23 protein-coding genes are annotated in these 21,765 nt (G+C 34.7%); 16 read left to right on the top strand and 7 right to left on the bottom strand.

Annotated features, from left to right (window positions below):
• Positions 1 to 23 precede the first annotated feature (23 nt).
• The 4 genes from IV57_RS03180 (at position 24) to IV57_RS03165 (ending at position 3,736) form a co-directional block, all read left to right on the top strand.
• Positions 24 to 836, top strand: a complete 813-nt coding sequence (locus IV57_RS03180; RefSeq protein WP_057880050.1) for a Cof-type HAD-IIB family hydrolase — start codon at positions 24 to 26, stop codon at positions 834 to 836.
• A gap of 182 nt (positions 837 to 1,018) precedes the next feature.
• A complete protein-coding gene (locus IV57_RS03175; protein WP_057880049.1) occupies positions 1,019 to 1,879 on the top strand; it encodes a PRD domain-containing protein in 861 nt (286 codons plus the stop codon).
• A 216-nt stretch (positions 1,880 to 2,095) separates the two neighbouring features.
• Positions 2,096 to 2,812 carry a gamma-glutamyl-gamma-aminobutyrate hydrolase family protein gene (locus IV57_RS03170; RefSeq protein ID WP_057880048.1) on the top strand — a complete coding sequence of 239 codons (717 nt, stop codon included), beginning with the start codon at positions 2,096 to 2,098 and terminating at the stop codon, positions 2,810 to 2,812.
• 147 nt (positions 2,813 to 2,959) lie between these two features.
• Entirely contained in the window at positions 2,960 to 3,736 is a 777-nt protein-coding gene (locus IV57_RS03165) for a Cof-type HAD-IIB family hydrolase (protein WP_057880047.1), read from the top strand.
• A gap of 74 nt (positions 3,737 to 3,810) precedes the next feature.
• Here the strand turns inward: IV57_RS03165 and IV57_RS03160 are convergent, their stop codons facing one another.
• The 4 genes from IV57_RS03160 to IV57_RS03145 all read right to left on the bottom strand — a co-directional run bounded on the left by IV57_RS03160 (position 3,811) and on the right by IV57_RS03145 (position 7,315).
• Positions 3,811 to 4,656 (bottom strand): aldo/keto reductase, encoded by an 846-nt coding sequence (locus IV57_RS03160; protein WP_057880046.1) that lies wholly within the window; start codon positions 4,654 to 4,656, stop codon positions 3,811 to 3,813.
• Positions 4,657 to 4,722: 66 nt separating this feature from the next.
• On the bottom strand, positions 4,723 to 5,382 hold the full coding sequence (locus IV57_RS03155) for an HAD family hydrolase (protein WP_057880045.1): 660 nt from the start codon (positions 5,380 to 5,382) through the stop codon (positions 4,723 to 4,725).
• A gap of 81 nt (positions 5,383 to 5,463) precedes the next feature.
• Positions 5,464 to 6,189 (bottom strand): alpha/beta hydrolase, encoded by a 726-nt coding sequence (locus IV57_RS03150; protein ID WP_057880044.1) that lies wholly within the window; start codon positions 6,187 to 6,189, stop codon positions 5,464 to 5,466.
• A gap of 76 nt (positions 6,190 to 6,265) precedes the next feature.
• A complete protein-coding gene (locus tag IV57_RS03145) occupies positions 6,266 to 7,315 on the bottom strand; it encodes a CdaR family transcriptional regulator (protein WP_057880043.1) in 1,050 nt (349 codons plus the stop codon).
• 257 nt (positions 7,316 to 7,572) lie between these two features.
• On the opposite strand from IV57_RS03145, the gene IV57_RS03140 reads away from it, so the two are divergent.
• From IV57_RS03140 to IV57_RS03130, 3 genes are all read left to right on the top strand, one after another.
• Positions 7,573 to 8,856: a GntP family permease gene (locus IV57_RS03140; RefSeq protein WP_057880042.1), complete on the top strand. Its 1,284-nt coding sequence runs from the start codon at positions 7,573 to 7,575 to the stop codon at positions 8,854 to 8,856.
• 13 nt (positions 8,857 to 8,869) lie between these two features.
• Complete coding sequence (locus IV57_RS03135; RefSeq protein ID WP_057880041.1) at positions 8,870 to 10,009, top strand: glycerate kinase; 1,140 nt, start codon at positions 8,870 to 8,872, stop codon at positions 10,007 to 10,009.
• A 134-nt stretch (positions 10,010 to 10,143) separates the two neighbouring features.
• The gene (locus tag IV57_RS03130) at positions 10,144 to 10,467 is read left to right on the top strand and encodes a hypothetical protein (protein WP_057880040.1); all 324 of its coding nucleotides are present in this window, start codon (positions 10,144 to 10,146) and stop codon (positions 10,465 to 10,467) included.
• Between the two features lie 128 nt (positions 10,468 to 10,595).
• Here the strand turns inward: IV57_RS03130 and IV57_RS03125 are convergent, their stop codons facing one another.
• On the bottom strand, positions 10,596 to 11,564 hold the full coding sequence (locus IV57_RS03125; protein WP_057880039.1) for an AEC family transporter: 969 nt from the start codon (positions 11,562 to 11,564) through the stop codon (positions 10,596 to 10,598).
• 34 nt (positions 11,565 to 11,598) lie between these two features.
• The gene (locus IV57_RS03120; RefSeq protein ID WP_057880038.1) at positions 11,599 to 13,221 is read right to left on the bottom strand and encodes a malolactic enzyme; all 1,623 of its coding nucleotides are present in this window, start codon (positions 13,219 to 13,221) and stop codon (positions 11,599 to 11,601) included.
• A gap of 237 nt (positions 13,222 to 13,458) precedes the next feature.
• On the opposite strand from IV57_RS03120, the gene IV57_RS03115 reads away from it, so the two are divergent.
• The 3 genes from IV57_RS03115 to IV57_RS03105 all read left to right on the top strand — a co-directional run bounded on the left by IV57_RS03115 (position 13,459) and on the right by IV57_RS03105 (position 15,655).
• Positions 13,459 to 14,328: a LysR family transcriptional regulator gene (locus IV57_RS03115; protein WP_057880037.1), complete on the top strand. Its 870-nt coding sequence runs from the start codon at positions 13,459 to 13,461 to the stop codon at positions 14,326 to 14,328.
• A gap of 600 nt (positions 14,329 to 14,928) precedes the next feature.
• Positions 14,929 to 15,204: a helix-turn-helix domain-containing protein gene (locus IV57_RS03110; protein ID WP_057880036.1), complete on the top strand. Its 276-nt coding sequence runs from the start codon at positions 14,929 to 14,931 to the stop codon at positions 15,202 to 15,204.
• A gap of 1 nt (position 15,205) precedes the next feature.
• Positions 15,206 to 15,655, top strand: coding sequence for a low molecular weight protein-tyrosine-phosphatase (locus IV57_RS03105; RefSeq protein ID WP_057880035.1), 450 nt, complete (start codon positions 15,206 to 15,208; stop codon positions 15,653 to 15,655).
• 49 nt (positions 15,656 to 15,704) lie between these two features.
• Here IV57_RS03105 and IV57_RS03100 read toward each other — a convergent pair whose 3' ends face one another.
• Complete coding sequence (locus IV57_RS03100; RefSeq protein WP_057880034.1) at positions 15,705 to 16,457, bottom strand: MurR/RpiR family transcriptional regulator; 753 nt, start codon at positions 16,455 to 16,457, stop codon at positions 15,705 to 15,707.
• 120 nt (positions 16,458 to 16,577) lie between these two features.
• On the opposite strand from IV57_RS03100, the gene pfkB reads away from it, so the two are divergent.
• The 6 genes from pfkB to IV57_RS13420 all read left to right on the top strand — a co-directional run bounded on the left by pfkB (position 16,578) and on the right by IV57_RS13420 (position 21,735).
• Positions 16,578 to 17,507: a 1-phosphofructokinase gene (gene pfkB / locus IV57_RS03095; RefSeq protein ID WP_057880033.1), complete on the top strand. Its 930-nt coding sequence runs from the start codon at positions 16,578 to 16,580 to the stop codon at positions 17,505 to 17,507.
• A 3-nt stretch (positions 17,508 to 17,510) separates the two neighbouring features.
• Positions 17,511 to 19,445 carry a fructose-specific PTS transporter subunit EIIC gene (locus IV57_RS03090; protein WP_057880032.1) on the top strand — a complete coding sequence of 645 codons (1,935 nt, stop codon included), beginning with the start codon at positions 17,511 to 17,513 and terminating at the stop codon, positions 19,443 to 19,445.
• 140 nt (positions 19,446 to 19,585) lie between these two features.
• Positions 19,586 to 20,155 carry a PTS sugar transporter subunit IIA gene (locus IV57_RS03085; protein ID WP_057880031.1) on the top strand — a complete coding sequence of 190 codons (570 nt, stop codon included), beginning with the start codon at positions 19,586 to 19,588 and terminating at the stop codon, positions 20,153 to 20,155.
• 104 nt (positions 20,156 to 20,259) lie between these two features.
• Positions 20,260 to 20,961: an MgtC/SapB family protein gene (locus IV57_RS03080; RefSeq protein ID WP_057880030.1), complete on the top strand. Its 702-nt coding sequence runs from the start codon at positions 20,260 to 20,262 to the stop codon at positions 20,959 to 20,961.
• 136 nt (positions 20,962 to 21,097) lie between these two features.
• Positions 21,098 to 21,598 (top strand): hypothetical protein, encoded by a 501-nt coding sequence (locus IV57_RS03075; RefSeq protein WP_057880029.1) that lies wholly within the window; start codon positions 21,098 to 21,100, stop codon positions 21,596 to 21,598.
• A gap of 14 nt (positions 21,599 to 21,612) precedes the next feature.
• Entirely contained in the window at positions 21,613 to 21,735 is a 123-nt protein-coding gene (locus tag IV57_RS13420; RefSeq protein WP_269083214.1) for a hypothetical protein, read from the top strand.
• Positions 21,736 to 21,765 lie beyond the last annotated feature (30 nt).

Genomic DNA, 21,765 nt, shown 5'->3' with positions numbered 1-21,765 from the left:
TAAGACAATAAAGGAGATTAGTTATGGATTATAAGTTGATCGCATTAGATATGGATGACACGCTTTTAACCAGTGAAAAGGTGGTCTCGACACATAATAAAGAAGCTATTGAGAAGGCTCTGAAAAAAGGTATCAAAATAGTTCTTTGCTCGGGTAGAACCCACAATGCAGTAGTTAATTATGCCAAGAATCTGGGAATCAACGGACCTGATCAATATATGATCACCAATGGTGGAGCTATTATTGAAAATATGATTGGTGAAATCGTCTTTCAAAGAACGATGAGTAACCAATTCTATCGCAAATTTGTTAAATTCGTTAAAGAGAATGAACTGGATTACAATGTTGTCGACAATCAAGGAAACACTTATACCAGTGGACAAGGTTTGCTAGATAAATATACAATCATGCAAGCCTATGAAAATGATAACGGTTTATATCTAAAGGAACCAGACCAGTTGCCTGATGATTTTGAAATTGTTAAAGCAATTATCAACGGTAATGGAAATAAACTTGATGATATCAGTGAGATGGTTCATGAAAAATTCGACAAGGATTATTTTGTGGTTAGAACCGGGCTTGGATTCTTAGAGATTTTCCCTAAAGACGTTAATAAAGGCCAAGCTATTAAGGCCTTGACTAGTAAATTAAACATTGATTTAGACAGCGTTATAGCGATGGGAGATCGTGACAATGATATTCCTATGTTGAAATTAGTTGGTAAAGGAGTTGCTATGGGCAATGCTTTACCCGATGTTAAGGCCGCCAGTGATTTTGTAACTAGTGACAATAATCATAGTGGAGTGGGATTGGCTATTGAAAAATTTGCACTATAAGAAGGTTAAAGCTGGGACTATGTAGCATAGAACTTAAAACAGGCTGTAGTAATCGTTTCTTCAGATTACTACAGCCTGTTTATTCTAATGATTGAAAGCTGAACCTGTCAGATCCCGTTCTTTTTAGGATTCAAGGTCAAAGAATAGTAACTACTTTATAATTGATTGTAGGGGAGGGAATCATGCAATTAACAATAAAACAGATTTTTAATAATAATACGGTTATCGTCAATTTGAATGATGATCAACAGGCAATCGTTAAGGGAAAAGGGATTGCCTTTAATAAATCCAAGGGTAATTTTTTGGACAGTCAAAAGATTGAAAAAATCTTCTATTTGGATACAGTTGACTCTCAGAAAAATCTATATTTTTTATTGAAGGATATACCGATTGATGTTGTTACTACTACATATGAAATTGTGGATTATGCTAAAAAAAAATTTAATTATCCTGTTATGGATTATGTGTACATAACGCTGAGTGATCATATTTATGGAGTATATCAGCGATATCAATCCAATCAATATCAAGCTAGTCAAATACCCGATATGAGTGATGCATATATTGATGAGTATTTGATTGCCAGTAAAGGTTTAAATATTATTAATCATAATTTAAATATCGACTTACCAGATTCAGAAATTAAGAATTTAGCTTTACATTTTATTAATGCCAAAAATGACGGGACGGTACAACGTTCTAAGGTAAAGCGAACAGTTGATTTTAATAAGCTTATTCAAACTGTTTTAGTTCGAAACAATATTTTTCGTAGTCGCGGTAATAGCAATTATTACGATCGATTTATGATTCATTTGCAATATTTGACGGAACGTCTAAATAATATGTCCGATGATACCAGCTTTGATCGTAAAATTGAGTTAGAAATGGAACAAAATTATCCGGGATCAACTGACATAGCTAGACAAATATTTAGAGAAATCAAACAGTTAATGGGAATTGAATTAAATAGTCAAGAGATGCTATATTTTATTATTCATATACAAAGAATCACCCAAGAAGATGGTTTGAATCAAAAAGGATAAAGCTTTGTTTATTAGAAAAGATGGCTTTTTGTTTAAAAATTAAAAATTTATTAGAAAAATGTGAAATAAAAAGCTTATAAAATGCGATTCATATAATTTATAACGTTATAACAATGGACTTTTATTAGTAAATGTTTAATAATATTAATAAAATATTTAACGAACGAATTGAAAAGCTAATTTAACAGTTAAATCTCGAAAAGGAGATAATAATTTATGAGTAAATTGATTGGGATTTCAGCGGATGTCTATTTGGGAACTACCCCGATTATTAATCAAAAATTAATGGACTTTGTACCACGACCTGCAGTTGATGCTGTTTTGGCTGCTGGTGGAATTCCAGTTAGTTTGCCTTACATTCCTAAGGAAGATATCAACAGCCTTTTAGAAAAATTAGACGGCGTGATTTTCCCGGGTGGACCAGATATTGATCCGACTTTTATGGGAGAAGAGCCAATCCCGGAATTGGGAGTTACTAATCGAAACCGAGATATATTTGAAATAGCTTTGATTAGAACCGCAGTAGCTAAACATGTTCCTATCTTAGGAATTTGCCGGGGCGCTCAAATTATCAATGTGGCTTTGGGAGGTTCGATCTATCAGGATCTGGCTAGTCAATATCCGGGCAAAGTGTTGAAACATCATCAATCCTCACCGGGAGAGCAGCCGACCCATTTTATTTCAGTTAATCGTGATTCAAAGCTATTCAAGACGATTGGTGATAACATTTTTGTTAATTCCCGACATCATCAGGCAATTCGCAATGTACGAGAAGGGTTAAAAGTCGTTGCCAAGGCCTCTGATGGTGTTATTGAAGGAATCGAAAATGCTGATGCAAGTGTCCAGGCAGTACAATGGCATCCAGAAAATATGTGGCAAGATGATTCTCGACAATTGGCCATTTTTAGAGATTTTATTGAGCGTATTAAATGAAAAAATAGGGAAGAGCCTAATTAGTAATTGATTTTACTAAAAATATACGTAGTGTCTATATTGCTAAATTATAGTTAGCTTTGCTATTAATATAATTATGAAATAGGTTACAATGTCATTGAAAATGAATAATCTAAGGAGAATATTATGGATTATAAACTAATAGCAATTGACATAGATGGAACTTTATTAAATGATAAACAAAAGATTACCAAAGAGAATATTCAGGCAATTAGACAAGCCTTGAATAAGGGTATTAAAGTAGTGTTGTGCTCAGGGAGAGCTTATGATGGAGTGATTGGTAATGCTCAAGAAATAGGTTTAAATGGACCAGATCAATATATGATTTATTTCGGTGGAAATATTATTCAGAACTATGATGATCAAATAATTTACCAAAAGGCACTTCATAATGAAGATTGTGAAGAAATTGCTAATTTTCTCATGGATCACAAGATTCACTTCGATCTGATTGATAATAAGGGAACCCATTATGATAGTTATCAAGATTGGATTGAGAAACATATGTTGGATACTAATCTAGGTATCGTTAAATTTCTTTTGAGAACTCATAAACACGATTTAACAAAGATGGCTGACTTGATTCATACAACTTACGATGGTAATTACTTTGTCGTTCAAACAAGTGATCAGGAAATTGAAATGTTTCCTAAAGATGTCAACAAGGGTATTGCCTTAGAATACTTGGTCAAACATTTGAAGATTGACATTAAGCAAGTTATGGCAATTGGTGATATGGATAATGATCTTCCAATGCTAAAACGAGTCGGATTGAGTGTTGCCATGGGGAATGCTACTGATGAAGTCAAGGAGATTAGCAGAGTTGAAACACTCGACAATAATCACAGTGGTGTGGCAGCTGCCATTAATAAATATATTTTGGAATTAACGGAAGTTAAATAATTGTTATAATTAATGTAAAAGGTCCTATCAATCGTTTCTGATTGATAGGACCTTTTGAAATTAAATAATAAATTTTAGATAGTATCTAAATCACCATTATGTTTTGGTTCTGGGTAAGATAAATCTAGTAATTCTAATTCGTCTGCAGTGAATTTTATATCGATTGCAGCTAGGTTACTTTGCATGTGTTCCACTGAACCTGTTTTAGGAATGCTGAGCAGATCGTGGTTACGAAGTACCCAAGCAAGAAGAAGTTGATGAACCGAAACATGTTTTTGATTAGCCATAGCTGTTAAAATTGGCTCGATTTTTAAATATTCACTACCATCTGATCCAAATGGTGAATAGCCAATAAATGACATATGGTTTTTCTTTTGCCAAGGTAAAATTGAATATTCAATACCACGACTACCGATATTATAAAGATCCTCGTTGATCCGACAGTTTTTACCATCAGGGATACTGGTAAGCTCCTGCAAATCATTTAAGTCAAAATTGGAGACACCCCAATTCTTAATTAGACCTGCTTGAACCATTTTTTCTAATCCCAAGACAGTTTCTTCCAAAGGTATATCCCCACGCCAATGTAAGAGGTAAAGATCCAAATAATCTGTTTGCAAACGTTTTAGACTGGCTTTGAGACTTTCTTCAATTAACTTAGGTGTGGCATGATAGGGGTAAAATTTTGAAATCAGTTGCAAATCATCGCGATGGTAATCTTTGATGACATTGCCAACTAGTTTTTCTGATAACCCTTCACCATACATCTCGGCGGTATCGATGACGTTGATTCCATGATCTAAACCGTATTTAATAGCTGCCATTTCAGCTTCAGTTTTGTCACTATTTCCTTCACCAATGTGCCAGGTTCCAATGCCAATTGCTGAAGTATTTTGATGATTAAATGTAATAGATTTCAAAGTGATTCCTCGCTTTCAAAATATTAATAAGTAACGGATTAACTTTGGTTAACAATGATATCGTTATTAATCTAAAAATTGTAAAGCTTGATCCAAGGTAGCAACCATCTGTGTTGGTCGTACGTCGGTGCTAGGAGTTTCATTAGGTCGGTTGACCCAAATTGAAGGCCAATTTATTTGATCTGTGGCAAGAATGTCACTGGAGTAACCTTCGGCAATGTGCCAATGGTTCTCAGGTGTAAAGCCATAATGTTCGCCAACGGTGTTAAAGAAATGTAAATCTGGTTTATAGGCATGGACATCTTCAGCAGTCCAGACGTCAAAGGGGACTTCTAAAGCTTTAACGTTAGCATCAATGATATCCCAAGATGAATTTGACATCATGATCAGTTTATAACCGTGTTCGATAAACTTTTTTAAAGTGGGAATGACTTCAGGGAATGGTTTTAAACTGCGATGAGCAATTAAAACATCAACATAATATTTTTCAAATTGATGAGTTAACCCAAATTGAAAATCTAAGTGGATTAAATTGTTCCGAGTCAAAATCGCATAATCTAAATAGGGATGCATGTTATCGCGACTATCTTGGTAAGAAATAAAACGCTGACGGGCTAACTTAGGATCAACACCAATTTTTTTGGCAATAGTTTCAATTGCCGCATAGGTTGGTTCTTCATTTAAGAGTGTTCCATAACAGTCAAAAGTTAAATATTTTTCAGTCATAAGGTTAGTATCCTTTTTATAATTTTATTTGTTAAATCAATCATAGCATTAATGAAATAAAAAAAGCTCAACTAAAATGAGCTAGACCAGCCAATCAAAGACTTCTTTGATATTATTACCCCAAGTTTTCCAGGAATGATCTCCTTCAACTGGCATCCAAGTGTAACGACCCTTAGCATGAATCGATAAGAAATTTTTGAACATGATATTATCTTCATGCATAAAATCATTGTCACCACAGAGCGTTAAAATTTCCTGTTTAGGTTGACGATTGTTGTAAATGTTGATCAATTGATTTTGAGCAATCTTTTCGGGACTATCAAAAATACTGTCAAAAGTTTCTTTAGCCATAGGGCTCTTAGGATTATCACGGAAATGTTCAATATCGGTGATAGGTGAAAGAGCAGCCACTTTGCTAAATTTATCATTGTTGCGAAAGACGATTTTTAAAGCACCGTAGCCGCCCATGCTTGATCCGGCAATGAAATTTTCTTCACGATTAATTGAAATAGGTAACAAACTTTGCATTTTAGGCATGAATTCATCAACAAAATATGAGTAATAAGGAATGAAAGCAGAATCTGAATAGAATGAATTTCGTCCCTCGGGCATAATGATAGTTACTTCGTGATCACGTGCGAGTTGTTCGATGTTAACATGTCTGATCCAAGTTGAATCATCACCCGTGTATCCATGTAAGAGCCAAATAACAGGGTAAGCAGCGCGGTTAGTATCTGGTAAAACAACTGTAGTTTTGAAATAAGTATGTAAATAATTCGTACGGTAACTTAAATTCATTAATGTCATACTATAAACCTCTTAACATCGTTATTATTCAACTAAATGATAGGCATAATAAAATTAAAAGTCCATCAAAATGGCATTAATGATGTTCATATTGATATTTTTTGAAGTATAAATAATTGGTGTATAACTGCAATAAATCCGTTAAATTATGTAGATTTAAATTAAAATATTCCGAGATATTATTTAGTCGATAATTGGTCGTATTACGATGAACTTTTAGGGCATTGGAAGTATCAGTAATATTGCCATTGTGTTTAAAGTAACAATCCAAAGTTTCTATTAATTCCAAACCAGAATTAGTTTTAAGAAAACTTTTGAAGATATTCAGAATTTTGGTTGAGTATAAATCACTTTTTAAAAGATGATCTAAGAAACTGACCTGGTAGTAATAATAAGCCTGATCCATTTGTAATTCTTGACTGACATTGATTGTTTCTTGAGCCTGTTGGACGGCGAGTTTTAAATTGTTGGTTTTATTACTGATGCCAATAGTTAAATTGTTATTTTGACAAAAATGTAAATAATTGTTCAAATTGATTTCGCTTTTAGTAATAATCAGTTGTTGTTCGGAAGTTCTGCTGAAAGAAAAATCATGCTGATTTAAGGGCAATTTAGTGGGTTCACTAGATTCAATAATAATTGCGTAACGTTTTAAGGACAAGTCGATACTCAGGGACTGTGCTCGTAATTTTAACTCTTCATTTTCCCAAGCATCATCAAGACTCGTCCATTGATATAGGAAGTGATTAAGAGTTTCTTTTTGCTGATTCTCAATTTTATTATGGTTGATCTGAGAAATTAATAATTCAGTAGAGATTTTCAAGAGTGCTGCTAGAGGGGTTACTTTCTCGGGGTCGCCAGTAATACCGATGACACCAATTGTTTTTCCGAGAAATTCAACGGGAATGTTAACACCAGGCTGACCGTACTCACCAAATGATTCAATCATTGGCTTGGTCTTACCGCTTTTAATAGTGTCAATAGCGCCGATATGTAGGGTATTAATACGTTTTTTATCACCACTAGCAATGATATAACCCTTTTCATTCATCATATTGATGTTATAAGGAATACTGATCATCATTTTATCAACAATGACTTGTGCCAAATGCGGATCTAATTTCATAGTTACCTTCCTTGTTAAAAATTATTCAAGCTACATAAGATGATGATTATTTGTGCATATAAATATTTTATGCTGATTTTCGTTTGTAAAACCTTGATTTATCAATGAATTATAATATTTATTGAATGTTCTTACAACAAATTTTGTGCATTTGTACATTGATTTGGCTAAGTTGACAAGGTATCATACATTCGTTAATCAATTGTTAAATTTTTAACAATGATAAGAAAAGTGTTAAGGAAAGGTGTTTTTAAAAGATGATTATAGCTTGGTGGGCGGCTCTTTTAGGGTTGTTATTAGCAATTGGATTGATCTTATTTCGAGTAAATCCAGTCTATGCTTTGATTTTTGGAGCCATTATTGGTTGTTTAGTGGGAGGAATGTCCTTGTCACAAACGACTGATACGATTGTTAAGGGCAGTTCTGGAGTTATGGGAACGATTATTCGAGTGATTGCAGCCGGGGTTTTAGCGGGCGTGATGATGGAGTCTGGGGCTGCTAACGTAATTGCGTCAAATATTGTTAGTCGTTTTAGTGATCGGTTGGCTATTTTGGCATTAGCTTTATCAACTATGGTTTTGACTGGCGTAGGAATTTTTATTCCTGTGGCTGTCTTGATTGTGGCACCGATAGCTTTGGAAGTCGGTCAAAAAATGCATTATAGTAAATTATCGTTATTAGTAGCTTTATCAGGTGGTGGTAAGGCGGGGAATATTATCTCACCTAATCCTAATACGATTGCTGCTGCCAAGGGGTTTAATGTTAATTTATCGCAAGTGATGATTGCTGATTTTATTCCGGCAATTGTGGGCCTTTTCGTAACAGTTATCTTAGCGACAATGTTAAAAAATAAAGGTGAATCCGTCCCAGCAACTGAGAAGGTTGAATCAAAGTCGGAAAAGAATCTACCAAGTTTGCGTACGGCAGTTGTAACTCCATTAGTGGCCGTTGTTTTATTATTAATTACTCCTATCGGTGATATTTTAGGAGTAAAAGCTCTAGCAACATTTAATTTGGATGCTATGTATATCTTGCCAATCGCTGGTTTGATTGGAACTTTGGCAATGGGACAGCGCAAGCAGTTTTTACAGTATATGCAAAAAGGTTTAGCACGTATGACGGATGTGGTTATGATTCTGATTGGTGCTGGAGCGATTGCTGGGTTGGTTTCAACATCGAACCTACCACAAAAGGTAGTTCAAATTGTGCAAACTTCAGGTATCTCAGGTACCTTCTTAGCACCAATTGCCGGTATTTTGATGGCTGCAGCTACAGCTTCAACCTCAACGGGAGTTATCTTAGCATCTAATTCGTTCAGCAAGTCAATCATGTCCTTTGGTATCTCAGGTACTGGTGCAGCAGCGATGGTTCATACTGGTGCAACGGTAATTGATCAATTGCCACATGGTAATTATTTCCATGTTACAGCTAAGGCAGTCGATATGCATTTTAAGGAACGTATGACGGTAGTTTTCTGGGAAATGTTAGTTGGACTTTCCATGACGATAGTTGCTACATTAATGTACGGAAATTTGTTCTAAAGGTGGAAGCATGATGAAAATTGTATTGGCACCAGATTCATATAAAAATTCATTAACGGCCAAAGAAGTTGCCGACTCGATGCGTAAAGGTTTTGAAAAAGTTTATCCAGATGCAGAATATGTTAATGTACCAATGGCTGATGGTGGCGAGGGGACAGTGCAATCATTGATCGATGCTAAAAACGGTCAAATGATCACTGAAGAAGTAATTAATCCTTTAGGATATTCAACCAAAGCACAATATGGTCTGATTGATTCTGGTCAAGTGGCAGTGATTGAAATGGCTCAGGCCAGTGGAATCCAATTTATTAATCAATATACCCAGAACCCTTATATTGCCACGACTTTTGGGATAGGGCAATTGATTAAGTCGGCCATGAAGAAGGGTGCCAAAACGATTATTATTGGTATTGGTGGTTCGGCGACTAATGATGGTGGCGCTGGAATGGCTCAAGCTCTGGGTGCCCAATTGTTAGATGATAAAGGCGTTGAACTTCAATATGGTGGGGCAATGCTTAATAAACTGGATAAGATTGATATTTCCAAAATGCTACCAGAACTAAATGATGTAAAGATTATTATTGCTTCAGACGTTACTAATCCTTTAACTGGTCAAAATGGTGCGAGCCATGTCTTTGGACCACAAAAAGGTGCTAACGAAGAAATGGTGGAATTTTTGGATTCTGCGTTAGCCCATTATGCCAGAATTATTAAACGTGATTTGAAGGTTGATATTGAAGAAACTCCGGGTGCAGGTGCCGCTGGTGGTTTAGGTGCAGGGCTATTGGCCTTCACTAATTCAGAAATGCGTTCTGGAGTCGATATCGTAGTCGACTATACTGATTTGAAGGAAAAGGTTAAAGATGCTGATATCGTCGTAACTGGCGAAGGACAGATCGATTTTCAGACTAAATTTGGTAAGACGCCAATTGGGGTTGCTAAAGCTACCAAAGCAGTTAATCCTAATGCAACTGTAATTGCGATTGCTGGATCAGTTGGTGATAAAATTTCAGAGCTTTACCCATTAGGAATCGATGCAATTTTTACTTGTGTTCCAGGAGTGGAAGAATTGTCAAAAGCTATTCAAGATACTGATAAAAATTTACAACAGGTCTCAGAGAATATTGCTCGATTAATTACTAGTATTAAATAATTTTTTGTGAATATTAATGAGGAAGTTTTCCATTTTTGAAAAAGATTTCAAAGTGAGGGGATTTACCTTGTCAATTAACTGGACTTTGCGTGATACTTAATATATGAATGTTTTTATTACTGAGGTGATTGAATTTGAATAATGAAATTAAATATATTATCCGTGAACTTGAAGTTATCTATGATTTTTATCAAGATAAATTTAGTTTGAAGAGAGTTAAAGCTTATATTTTAAGTATGCCAGAGGGGTCCAAAATCGTAAATGTTGAACCTGGCCAAGTGTCGATCTACGATCATATGGTAACTTTACCAATTGCAGATTTTAACGATACAACAGCTTCAGTTAGTCTATTACAACTCAGTCACACGATGGTAAATAATCGAAAGAGTGTAGACCTAGATGATGATGCTGAACGTGTAACTGAATTGGTCAATCGTTTGATCGGTTTGTTATCATAAAAATTTACAATACAAAAAAAGAGTTACCAGCCGCAGACGTTGGTAACTCTTTTTGTTTGAATTGAATTTAAAACTATTTGAGGAGGATCTAATTTGAATTTGAATGGTGATTCAAATGTTCAAACGAATTAGATTAAGTTAGCGATTTGCATCAAGATAGGCACAACGATAACGAAAAGAACGGTTGAAGTTGTAACTAAGTTGGTAGCGTAATCGACATCACCATGAGCTGAATCAACTAGGATAGGTAAAACTGCAAGTCCTGGAGCAGCTGATTGAATGATGAATGAGTTTGCTTCGATAGTAGGAAGTGATGTTCCCATCATTCTGCCACCGAGCAAGATGATACTGATCATAATAGCAGGTGCTACTACGAATCGACCAATTAAAGCTAAAATTGTATCACGATCAAATCTGATTGATTTCAAACCAGCATCAGCTAGAATAATACCAATGTAGATCAAAGACATAGGTGTAACGATACCACCGACCATGTCCAAGGTCTTATCGATCCAACCTGGAACAGGAATGGCTAATAGTAAGAAGACAAGTGATACTAAGAAACCAACAAGTGGAGCAGGAAGTAATTTCTTCCAGTTGAATTTCTCTTTCTTGTCACCTTTTTGAACAGTTGGATCATCGTTTGAGATGAAGAAGATACCAACGGCCCAAGTAGAAATTGTGTTCATAACATAGTAGATAAGGAAGTAAGGTAAACTCTTAGTTCCAAACAAAGCCATGTTTAAAGGTAAACCGATGAAGATTGTATTAGCATTAACGAACATGTTAATGAAAGTACCACGACGACCTTTTCTAATCTTGAAGACCTTTGTTAGTAACCATGCTACGATGTAGCCAATGGTAAAACTGGCAAAGGTAAAGATCAAACCACCAGATAAACTAGCTAGTTTATCACGGTTTAGATATTTAAGAACTGAAACGAAGATTGATGCAGGTAAAGCAATTTTCATAATGATGAATGAAATGTTACCTTTGAACTCGTCACCCAATTTTCCGGAATTTCTTAACCAGAACCCCAAAGCAATAACAAGAACAATTTCAGCAACACTTTGTAGTGAAGTGATAAATGCTTCCATGAATAAATTCCCCTTTATTTGACAAATATGTTAATTAATATTTAGGTTCCCATTTAAGGTCAGCAACGGCCTTTTTAGCATCAGTTGCAGTAGATAATTTTTCGTCGATGGCTTGTTGAGCAACACCAACGGCAACAGTCATACTGAATTCATCTAGTTTTGAAACTGGAGGAAGAACAGCAGCACCTGGTTGTGTAGGGTCAACGATACCACCCAATGAGTGAGCAGCCTTGTTGATCATACCATCTGAAAGTAACTTAGCATCAACAGCAACTGAACCAAGACCAAGACCAGGGTAAACTAAAGCGTTGTTTGCTTGGCCAATGTGATATGTAATACCATTGTATTCAACTGGTTCAACAGGAATACCAGTAGCGATAAGAGCTTTACCATCAGTCCATTTCAAAAGATCTTCAGCCTTAGCTTCAGCTAATTTTGTAGGATTTGATAGTGGGAAGATAATTGGACGTTCAGTGTGAGCGGCCATTTCTTTGATGATAGGTTCTGTGAAAGTACCAGGTTGTGTTGAAGTACCAACAAGAATAGTAGGGTGAACTGCTTTAACAACAGCTTCTAAGTTTGTTAGTTCATCAGCGTTACTAAATTCACTACGTTGTCTAGTGAAGAGCTTTTGTTCTGGTGTAAGATCTTCTGTGTCGTCGAACAATAGACCTTGTTTATCAACTAAGTAGAAGTGTTTTCTAGCTTCATCTTCAGAAAGACCTTCTTCAACCATAGCGTCAAAGATTCTCTTGGTGATACCAGCACCAGCAGTACCAGCACCAAATGATAAGTAAACTTGATCAGTTAATTTTTCTTTAGAAATGTTAAGTGAACCAAGGATACCAGCAAGTGTAATAATACCTGTACCTTGGATATCATCGTTAAATGTTAAGATGTTATCTTTGTACTTGTTTAAGATATTGGCAGCATTGCTACGGCCAAAGTCTTCAAAGTGAAGATACATGTTAGGGAATAAGTTTTCAGCAGTTTCAACAAATTTGTCAACAAAGTTGTAGTACTTGTCACCAGTAACACGTTCGTGATGGTTACCCATGTAAAGATCATCAGCAAGTAATTCTTTTCTGTTTGTACCAACATCAAGAACTACAGGTAGAACTGATTTAGGATCAAGACCAGCAGCAGCTGTATAAACCATTAATTTACCAACTGAGATGTCAACACCTTGAACACCCCAATCACCGATACCAAGAATTCCCTCACCGTCAGTAACAACGATCAACTTGATGTCGCGACCGGCTGAAGCATTCTTTAATGTAGCTTCGATATCATCTTCATCGTCGATTGATAGGTAAGCAGCATTTTGTGGATCTAAGAATAAGTGACTGTAGTTTTCAATTGTATCCGCAATAGTTGGGTCATAAACAACAGGCATGAATTCGTTAACATGTTCACTGAATAACTTGTAGAATAAAGTAACGTTTTCGTTGAACAAATCCATCAAGTACATTCTCTTAGCAAGTGGTGTTGGTTTGCTTGAGTAGTTTTCGTAAGCTTGTTCTACTTGTTGATCCAATGTTTGGACGAATGGTGGCAAGAGACCCTCAATGTTATTTGCTTTTCTTTCTTCCTTAGTAAAAGCAGTACCCTTATTTAAGAAGTGATTATTTAATAAATCTAAACCAGTATATTTCATAAAATATAATTCCTCCTAATTAATTTTTTAACCGTAACCAGATTATAATAAAAAGTGTGTTTGTTCATTTCGTTATTTATAAATAAAAATTACAAATAATGAATTTTAGAAAATATAATATCGGCATACTTTTTTAAATTATGATGTGTTACGAAACTTTCGAAATGTATCATAAACCATAATAAAAAATATAGTCAAATATGTTAACATTAATAAATAAAATTTATAGGTGAAGAAATGAATTTAAAAGATTACCAATATTTTAAAAAACTAGCTGAATTAAAAAATTTTTCAGAAACTGCTAATTTTTTTAAAGTTAGTCAACCAACGATTACATATTCACTAAAGCGACTAGAAGAGAACTTTGATATAACTTTGATTGAACGGAAGAGTTTTGCCAATTCACTGTCATTGACTCCCGCAGGACAACAAATGATGCTCCATATAAATAGGATACTTCTTGAAAATGATTTAATTGAGGAAGATATGCGGCGGATTAAACGGGATAAGATCGTAATGGGATGGCCTCCAATCATAACAAATTATTTAATTCCCAAAGTTTTTGATAAACTGAAACGAACGGGACTATTGAATTCCATCGAACCGGTAGCGGATGGCTCTAGAGAATTATTATCAAAACTTAAAAATGGTAAATTAGATATGTCGCTGTTAGGAACAACTGTTCTGCCGCAGGAAAATCATTTAGACTATCAAATAATTAAGAAGCATCAATTTAAGTTTATCGCCTCAGAAAAGCGGGATACGTCAAACTTGAAAACAATTGAACAATTATTTGATGAAGATTTCATTTCTTTAGATGAAGGCTCAGTTCATAAGTTAGCTTTACAAAGAGTCAAGGAAAGATATAACGTGTCGCCTGATACGACATTTCAAACGGCAGATTATAATTTGATGTTGAGCTTGGTTCAAGCTGATAAAGGTATCAGCTTTGTTACTGAAACAGCGATTGAAGGTGTTTCTGGAATCAAAGAAATTAAGCTCGATGGGATACAACTTCCCTCGTTTTATATACTATTTATCTACCGTCATAGCATGATAGGCGATCAACGAATCAATGAATTGATTGATGTTTTCAAAAGTATTTAGATATTAAATATAAACAATTCGCGGTATACAGGTATAGTCCATTAACGTTACAATATATTTACCAATTGGTATTGGTGAATTAATTTATAGATAGCTTTTTGAAGTAATCTATATGTCGACAATGTGATGACCAATGCAATATGATATTAGGAAATTATATCTCATCAATATATTAATCCTAATTGTGCTTTTATTACATTATTGTCACTTTTTAGAAATAGAATGGATGATATTTTGTGGGATAGAACATGTTTAAATAAATCCATTTTATGTTGGGAAAGCCGTTTTAACCGGCTTTCTTTCTTTTTCTTCAAAATATTATAAAAATATGTCGTCTTTATCGAAAAGGCTGATTTTAAAAGTGATTGTGATAAAATTAGTAATTGAAGGGGAAGTCAATCCTATGGGTCCCCTTTCTTGATAATTTCATGATAATAATGGTTGTAAAACTATTGTCGATTTAATGGTGGTTCCTCCCTGAGCTGCCATTTTTTTTGTGCAATTTTTTTAATATTGAATAGTTAAAACTGTGTTACAGCAATAATAGGACTATTTTCTATGGTATAATTTTCAACAATAAGCCATTTAGGAGTTTTTAGTATGAATTACAACGAAAAGCAACAAAAAGAAATCGCACAATATGCTATTGAACATGATAATGATTACAAAGCTACTGGTAAAAAATATGAAATTTCATATCAACAAGTGGCCGCTTGGGTTAGAAAGTATAATAAGAGTGCTAAAATAACTGAAAAACCTCAAGAAACTAAACAGGAGGCACCTACACAAGCTAGTGCTTTGGATGTTCTTAGTCGAAAAGACCCTGTTTTAGAAGCACAACTGGAGGATGTTAAAAGAAGGTTGGGTTTGCTTTAAAATGAAAAAAATCATTTTTGTTTGTTTAGGAAATATTTGTCGCTCACCAATGGCAGAAATGATCATGGATGAATTAATTAGTCAGCAAGGTTTGTCGGATGCACTGAAAGTTGAATCGCGAGCTACTTCAACTTACGAGATTGGTAACACTCCACATTCGGGAGCAATTGAGGAATTAAAACGTCATAAGGTACCGGTCATTGAGCATCGAGCTAAACAAATTACAACAAGTGACTTCAAAAATGCCGATTTAGTTATCGGGATGGATAAGCAAAATATTATAGATCTAAAACAATTGGCTCCAATTAAGGACCAATCGAAGATCCATTTAGCATTTGAAAGTTTAGATAAGGATTCAGAAATACAGGATCCGTGGTACGATCACAAATTTGATCGAACTTATCAACAGTTGATGTTAGTATTACCAGCGTGGTTAAAAAAATTAGAATAAAAAGGTTTCAATCAATTTAGTTTTTCAACTAGATTAATTGAAACCTTTTTTATTTGGTTCTTTGAGTTCGGATAACATATGAATCTAAAAGAATGCGACTGATTACTTGGAGAGGTAAACGTGAACGGACTTCATAATCGGGAAAATAGGATGTTTGGGATTTGAATCCCAAGAGAGTCATATCGGAATACTTAGAGATGGAGCTTTCCTCATTGGTAGTAATTGTTAAGGTACTAACACCATTTTGATAAGCGTTCTTGGCACCTTCAACCAGTTCGGAAGTTTCACCATTCAAAGTGATAAGGATGACTAGGTCCTCACGCTTGATCCGCTTGCTCATGGTGACGATGATATTAGGATCAGAACTCATGATACAGTTTTTACCTAATAGTTGCAGTTTGACTAACATTTCACTGGCGATAAATTCAGAAAAACCGCGAGCAAAAATATAAATGTCAGATGATTCCTTGATTTTTTGAATTGCATCTTCAATAGAACCAACATTTAATGATCTTAAAGTATTATCAACTTCATATTTATTTTTAAAGATAGCCTGTTTAATATCATGATCGACTTTTTCTAGATTCTTATATTTGAAATTATTTTTGGTATTGGCTGTTAATTGTTGTCGGAAGTCTGTGTAGCCGGAATAGCCCATTTTTTTCATAGTACGGACAATGGTAGCAGTCGATACCTTGGCATCATCGCTTAATTTGATAATTGATAGTTCAGGAATATCGGTTAAATTGGTTTGAATGTAATCCCAAAGAAATTTTTCGGAGGAGCTGAGTTTATTTGTCATTAAATCATCCTAAATTGTAAAGTTTTTTTCAAGATAGTTACAATAATCTCTGATTATGAAAACATTTACATGATACCACAATGTATGATGTATTTAAGAAATCGAAAAGGGGTTAATCCAATGATTTATACCTGTACTTTAAACCCGGCAATAGATTTATTCATTGAAACTGAACATTTAAAACCGGAAATAGTTAATCGTACAAATAGTTATGATATTCAACCTAATGGAAAAGGTGTGAATGTTTCATTTATTTTGAAACAATTGGGTATTAATAATACTGCTCTAGGCGTGGGTGGTGGTTTTACGAGTGATTTTATTGAAGAGTCATTGTGTAAAAAAGGAATTAATACTGATTTTACTCATATTGATGGAATTTCGCGGATAAATGTTTTTACACGGGTAGTAGATGTCAATACTGAATTTAAGGAAGTTAATAATGGCCCTAAGGTAACATCTGAGAAAGTTGAAGAGTTTTTAGGGAAAATCAAGCAACTTGGTATAAATGATAAATTGATTGTTTCAGGTAGTCTTTCTCAAGGAATCGAACCAAAGATCATCGTAGAGATCGCCAAGCTGGCTGAAAAACAGCAATTTGATTTGATAATTGATACCAGTTATCCCGAAGTTGTTGATACCATGGCTTATCATCCGTTTTTATTGAAACCAAATGACGAAGAATTATTATCTTGGTTTGATCGGGCTAAAACTGACGAACTGGATGTTTTAGTTAAGGATGCTAAAGAATTAGTTAAAAAAGGTGCTCAAAATATTCTCTTATCATTGGGCAGTAAAGGAGCATTGTTCGTAAATGATAGAGAAGTCCTCTTTGGAAATGCTCCCAAAATAAAAGTTGTTAATACTGCTTGTTCAGGCGATACCATGTTGGGGACCTTTATCGCGGGAATGGAACAAGATATGTCTTTGGCTGATAACCTAAGACGAAGTTTAGCAGCCGCTAGTTCGACTGCTGCACGATCTGGATTAACTAATTTTGAAGATGTTAAGGAATTAATGAAACAAATCAAAATTGAACAATTGGAGGGATAAGACATGGCTAAATATAGAGTTATCGCCGCAACTGGTTGTCCAACAGGAATTGCCCATACCTATATGGCTCAAGAGGCTTTGGAAGAAGCTGCTAAAAAGCGAGGAGTTTCTATTAAAGTTGAGACACATGGACAATCTGGAGTTGAACACGCATTTACCAAAGATGAAATTGCCCAAGCCGACGGAGTTATTATTGCGGCTGATAAAGATGTTAATATTGATAGATTTGATGGTAAAAGAATGATCAATGTTTCGGTTACAAAGGGTATGAAAGAACCAGATGAATTGATCGAGAAGATTTTGAATGATAAAAATGTTCCCGTTTATCACAGTTCGGGGAGTACCAATGCTAGTAGTACTGAAGAAGCTGAGCTAACAGGATCCTTCTGGCACAAAATGTATGTTTATTTGATGAATGGTGTTTCCCACATGTTGCCTCTAGTGGTTGCTGGTGGTGTGCTTACGGCCGTTTCTTTCTTTTGGGGGATTAATTCAGCTGATCCGAAAAGTGCAGAGTATAATGCTTTAGCAGCCTTATTAAATACTATTGGTGGGTTTGCCATGAATTTGATGGTTCCTGTCCTGTGTGCTTATATTGCTGAGGCGATTGGCAAAAGAACCGGATTAGTAATTGGTTTTGTGACCGGAATGATAGCCTATACTAATGGAACTGGATTTTTAGGCGGTATTGTTGGTGGTTTCTTGGCTGGTTATATTGCCGTTTTATTAGCGAAATTATTCAAAAAGTTGCCAAAATCTTTAGATGGTTTAAAATCCATTTTTATTTTCCCGGTTTTGGGTGTTCTGATCTCTGGGAGTATTATGTGGTATATGTCTGTTCCCATGAAGGATCTTAATCAAGGGATGATGTCATTTTTGAAAAGTATGGAAAACACTAGTCCTATTTTGTTAGGCTTAATCGTCGGGATTATGTGTGCTTCTGATATGGGTGGCCCTATCAATAAAGCTGCTTATTTGACCGGAACTGCTCTATTGGCTCAAGGAAATTACTTCTTTATGGCTGGAGTTTCAGCAGCTTGTATCGCTCCACCATTGGCAACTGGTTTTGCTGTTTTATTCAATAAAAAAGCTTATACAGCAAAAGAACGTAGTGCAGGTTATGTTAATTTTCTATTGGGTTCCACTCATATCACTGAGGGAGCAATACCTTTTGCAGCTAAGAACCCATTGTTAAATATCCCTACCTTCATGATTGGTTCGTCAATTGCAGCGATTTTATCATATGTCACTAGAATCTCTGTTCCAGCACCACATGGTGGATTTATCGTTTTACCATTAGTAAATAAACCATTCTTATGGGTTTTATGGATTGTAATTGGTGCGCTTGTTTCAGGATTTTTATTGTCAATTATTGCTGGTCGTCAAAGTAAACATGATACTGTTGTTATGACAACCACAGCAGGTAACGTGACAGTTGATACAATCTCCAATAGTGAGGATGATTCAAAAAAAGATACCCACGATAATAATGATTTAGGAAAAATTTTAAATAAGGATAATATTGAATTAGATGTAGAAGCTAATTCACGAGATGAATTGTTACAATATTTAGCAGACTTTTCTAAAAAATTAGGTTACGCAACTGATTCAAAATCAGTTTACGAAAAATATTTAGCTCGTGAAGCTGAGAGTTCAACTGGTATGGAAAAAGGGATAGCAATTCCACATGCACAGGATAAAACTATCAAGGGATCAGCGATGTTAATTGTTAAATTAGCTCAACCAATCAAGTGGAAAACCTTTGATAATCAGCCAGTTGACATAATTATTTCATTTTTGATACCAGATGAAGATAAAGGTAATGATCATTTGGAATATCTTTCAAGTACCTCTAAGTTATTGATGCATAGTGAATTCGTTGATTCATTAAGAAAAGCTAAAACAAAGGATGAGATTCTTCGGTTATTTCAAGCATAAATTCGTAGTTTTTTAAGAGTAGAATAAAATAACACTAATTCATATTTTGAATTGGTGTTATTTTATTTTTATATTGTAATTTTAAAGTTCAAAATAGTTATTCTATAATATAGGTGAATGATTTGATAGGAGATAACAAAATGACTGATTCCAAGGTATCTTTTTGGCATAAGGTACGAAATTTTTTTAATGGACCGATCGATTCATCGACGAGTAGGGTGACAAATGACAGTAACGATCCTAATCAGCAATCACGAGTCTTTAAAATCAGTGATTTCTCGAAGGTATTGGATCCAAAAGATATTGTTTTGGACGTAAAGGCTGCCTCTAAAAATGAATTACTGAAATATTTAGCCAATTTGGTTAGTAATTCGAATACGACAGTAAATACTGAAGAAATTTATGGGAAATATTTAGTACGTGAAAAAAATTGCCCAACGGACCTTGGTTCTGGAATTGCGCTACCACATGTTCAAGTTGAATCAATTACTAAATTAACCATGCTAGTTGTCAAACTACAGCGATCAATCAAGTGGTCCAAGAGTGAATCAGTTGATATAGTGATCTCATTTTTGGTTCCGGAAACAGATAAAAATTATCAATATATTCCATATTTAGCTAGTGTAGCACGACTTCTATTACGACCTAGTTTTGTCCAATCCTTACGGCAGACCAAAAATAAATTTGCAATTGTTAAACTTTTTAAATAAACTTTTACATGAACGCTTTTTTCGTGTGTATTGATTAAAGCGATAATATTGTAGATGCTATACTTGAAATATTAATTAATGGGGTACATTGGAGGGATCGTTTTTTGAGTCAATTAAGTATTCTTACAGTTGTAGGACGATTATTGTTATCGGTTCTTTTTGCCGGAGTGATAGGGATCGATCGGGCTCATAAACATCGACCAGCAGGGATGAGAACCAATATTTTGGTTTGTCTGGGTGCCTGTATCATCGCAATGATTCAACAAAATATTGGATTTAATGCGCTAGAGTTAGCTAGACAATATCCGCAATTAAAAGGAGTCGTTCGAGCTGATGATGCTCGTTTGATTGCTCAAGTTGTAAGTGGAATTGGTTTCCTTGGTGCCGGAACAATCATTGTAGAACATCATTCAATTCGTGGTTTAACTACTGCTGCTAGTCTCTGGGTCGTTGCCTGTTTGGGCTTAGCTGTAGGGATGGGTGATTACATTATTGCTGTCGCAGGTTTTTTAGTAGTTTACGCGGTGTTAGGTTTTTTAAAGAAGATTATTCGTATCAGTCCAGTACGGAAGTTAAAAATTGAATATCTGCATAAGATTGATACAAAGCAGTTCATTGATGATTATTTTCAGAAGAATGACATCACTGTTGAAGGGGTCAGATTTAGTGTGATCAAACGAGATAATGAAAAAGTTTATACCAATGTTTATTCGATAGATTTTGGTAAAAGTTTGGACTATGTCGATATTGTTGAGGGCTTGTCTATGAATGATAATATTATTAAAGTAGAAACAATAAATGTCTAAAAAAATATTCCTAAATTTATGTTTAGGAGTATTTTTTATTGGCGAATTTATACAATTATATTTAAATATTTAAGTGGTTTAAATCAATTGTAATTTGTCTAGACCTTTGTTATCTTTGGATTATTGGGGGAATTAAATGATAAGAAATTTACCGACCAGACTCTTTATGGCGCTATTGTGCACACTTGGTTTGTTAACGATTTATTTACTGTCATCAAATAACAGGATTGTCGGAAGTATTCAAGAAACCAAAATTGATTTGGCTAACAGATCCAAACAAAAGACGGTTGAAGAATTCAAAAGTGAACGCAAAAAATACGCATATGTCTCGTTCGATAATTTGTATTCGAATACTAGTTTGTATTACGGTACAAAAATTTATCAAACCGGTCATATCAAAAATTTAGATATGGAACATAAATACTTATTAGTAGCACTAGATGGAAATGACGAATCTAGAACTATAAAGCTGAAATATAACGTTGCCGATTTTGCACGTGGGGAGATTAATCTTCAGGAAGAGGATCCCGTTAAATTTTATGGACGCGTATTAACAATGGATAGTTATGTTAATGAAAAGGGACGGGATATTAATCGACCAGTTATTTCAGCAGATTTTATCCAGACCAAAATATAAATAAGGGGAAAACTATGGCGTTATTTAATGATGTGACTGACGCTTACTTTGAATATCTTATGTATCAAGAACTAATTGATTTAAGATATGATGAATTAGGCACTGAGCACCTAAATGATAATAAAAAGTTTGAATAAAAAAGAGGCTGTGACATAAGTCTCTAAAAT

Source organism: Companilactobacillus kimchiensis (genome assembly GCF_001438805.1).
Lineage (GTDB): Bacteria > Bacillota > Bacilli > Lactobacillales > Lactobacillaceae > Companilactobacillus > Companilactobacillus kimchiensis.
This window is presented reverse-complemented; position numbering and strand designations above follow the sequence as displayed.

Bases quoted from the DNA above. Each gene is read 5' to 3' on its own strand.
- IV57_RS03125 (WP_057880039.1), bottom strand. From the start codon at position 11,564: ATGGAAGCATTTATCACTTCACTACAAAGTGTTGCTGAAATTGTTCTT.
- IV57_RS03090 (WP_057880032.1), top strand. From the start codon at position 17,511: ATGGCTAAATATAGAGTTATCGCCGCAACTGGTTGTCCAACAGGAATT.
- IV57_RS03075 (WP_057880029.1), top strand. From the start codon at position 21,098: ATGATAAGAAATTTACCGACCAGACTCTTTATGGCGCTATTGTGCACA.
- IV57_RS03175 (WP_057880049.1), top strand. From the start codon at position 1,019: ATGCAATTAACAATAAAACAGATTTTTAATAATAATACGGTTATCGTC.
- IV57_RS03115 (WP_057880037.1), top strand. From the start codon at position 13,459: ATGAATTTAAAAGATTACCAATATTTTAAAAAACTAGCTGAATTAAAA.
- IV57_RS03155 (WP_057880045.1), bottom strand. From the start codon at position 5,382: ATGACTGAAAAATATTTAACTTTTGACTGTTATGGAACACTCTTAAAT.
- IV57_RS03170 (WP_057880048.1), top strand. From the start codon at position 2,096: ATGAGTAAATTGATTGGGATTTCAGCGGATGTCTATTTGGGAACTACC.
- IV57_RS03105 (WP_057880035.1), top strand. From the start codon at position 15,206: ATGAAAAAAATCATTTTTGTTTGTTTAGGAAATATTTGTCGCTCACCA.
- IV57_RS03180 (WP_057880050.1), top strand. From the start codon at position 24: ATGGATTATAAGTTGATCGCATTAGATATGGATGACACGCTTTTAACC.
- IV57_RS03110 (WP_057880036.1), top strand. From the start codon at position 14,929: ATGAATTACAACGAAAAGCAACAAAAAGAAATCGCACAATATGCTATT.
- IV57_RS03120 (WP_057880038.1), bottom strand. From the start codon at position 13,221: ATGAAATATACTGGTTTAGATTTATTAAATAATCACTTCTTAAATAAG.
- IV57_RS03140 (WP_057880042.1), top strand. From the start codon at position 7,573: ATGATTATAGCTTGGTGGGCGGCTCTTTTAGGGTTGTTATTAGCAATT.
- IV57_RS13420 (WP_269083214.1), top strand. From the start codon at position 21,613: ATGGCGTTATTTAATGATGTGACTGACGCTTACTTTGAATATCTTATG.
- pfkB (WP_057880033.1), top strand. From the start codon at position 16,578: ATGATTTATACCTGTACTTTAAACCCGGCAATAGATTTATTCATTGAA.
- IV57_RS03150 (WP_057880044.1), bottom strand. From the start codon at position 6,189: ATGACATTAATGAATTTAAGTTACCGTACGAATTATTTACATACTTAT.
- IV57_RS03085 (WP_057880031.1), top strand. From the start codon at position 19,586: ATGACTGATTCCAAGGTATCTTTTTGGCATAAGGTACGAAATTTTTTT.
- IV57_RS03135 (WP_057880041.1), top strand. From the start codon at position 8,870: ATGAAAATTGTATTGGCACCAGATTCATATAAAAATTCATTAACGGCC.
- IV57_RS03145 (WP_057880043.1), bottom strand. From the start codon at position 7,315: ATGAAATTAGATCCGCATTTGGCACAAGTCATTGTTGATAAAATGATG.
- IV57_RS03100 (WP_057880034.1), bottom strand. From the start codon at position 16,457: ATGACAAATAAACTCAGCTCCTCCGAAAAATTTCTTTGGGATTACATT.
- IV57_RS03165 (WP_057880047.1), top strand. From the start codon at position 2,960: ATGGATTATAAACTAATAGCAATTGACATAGATGGAACTTTATTAAAT.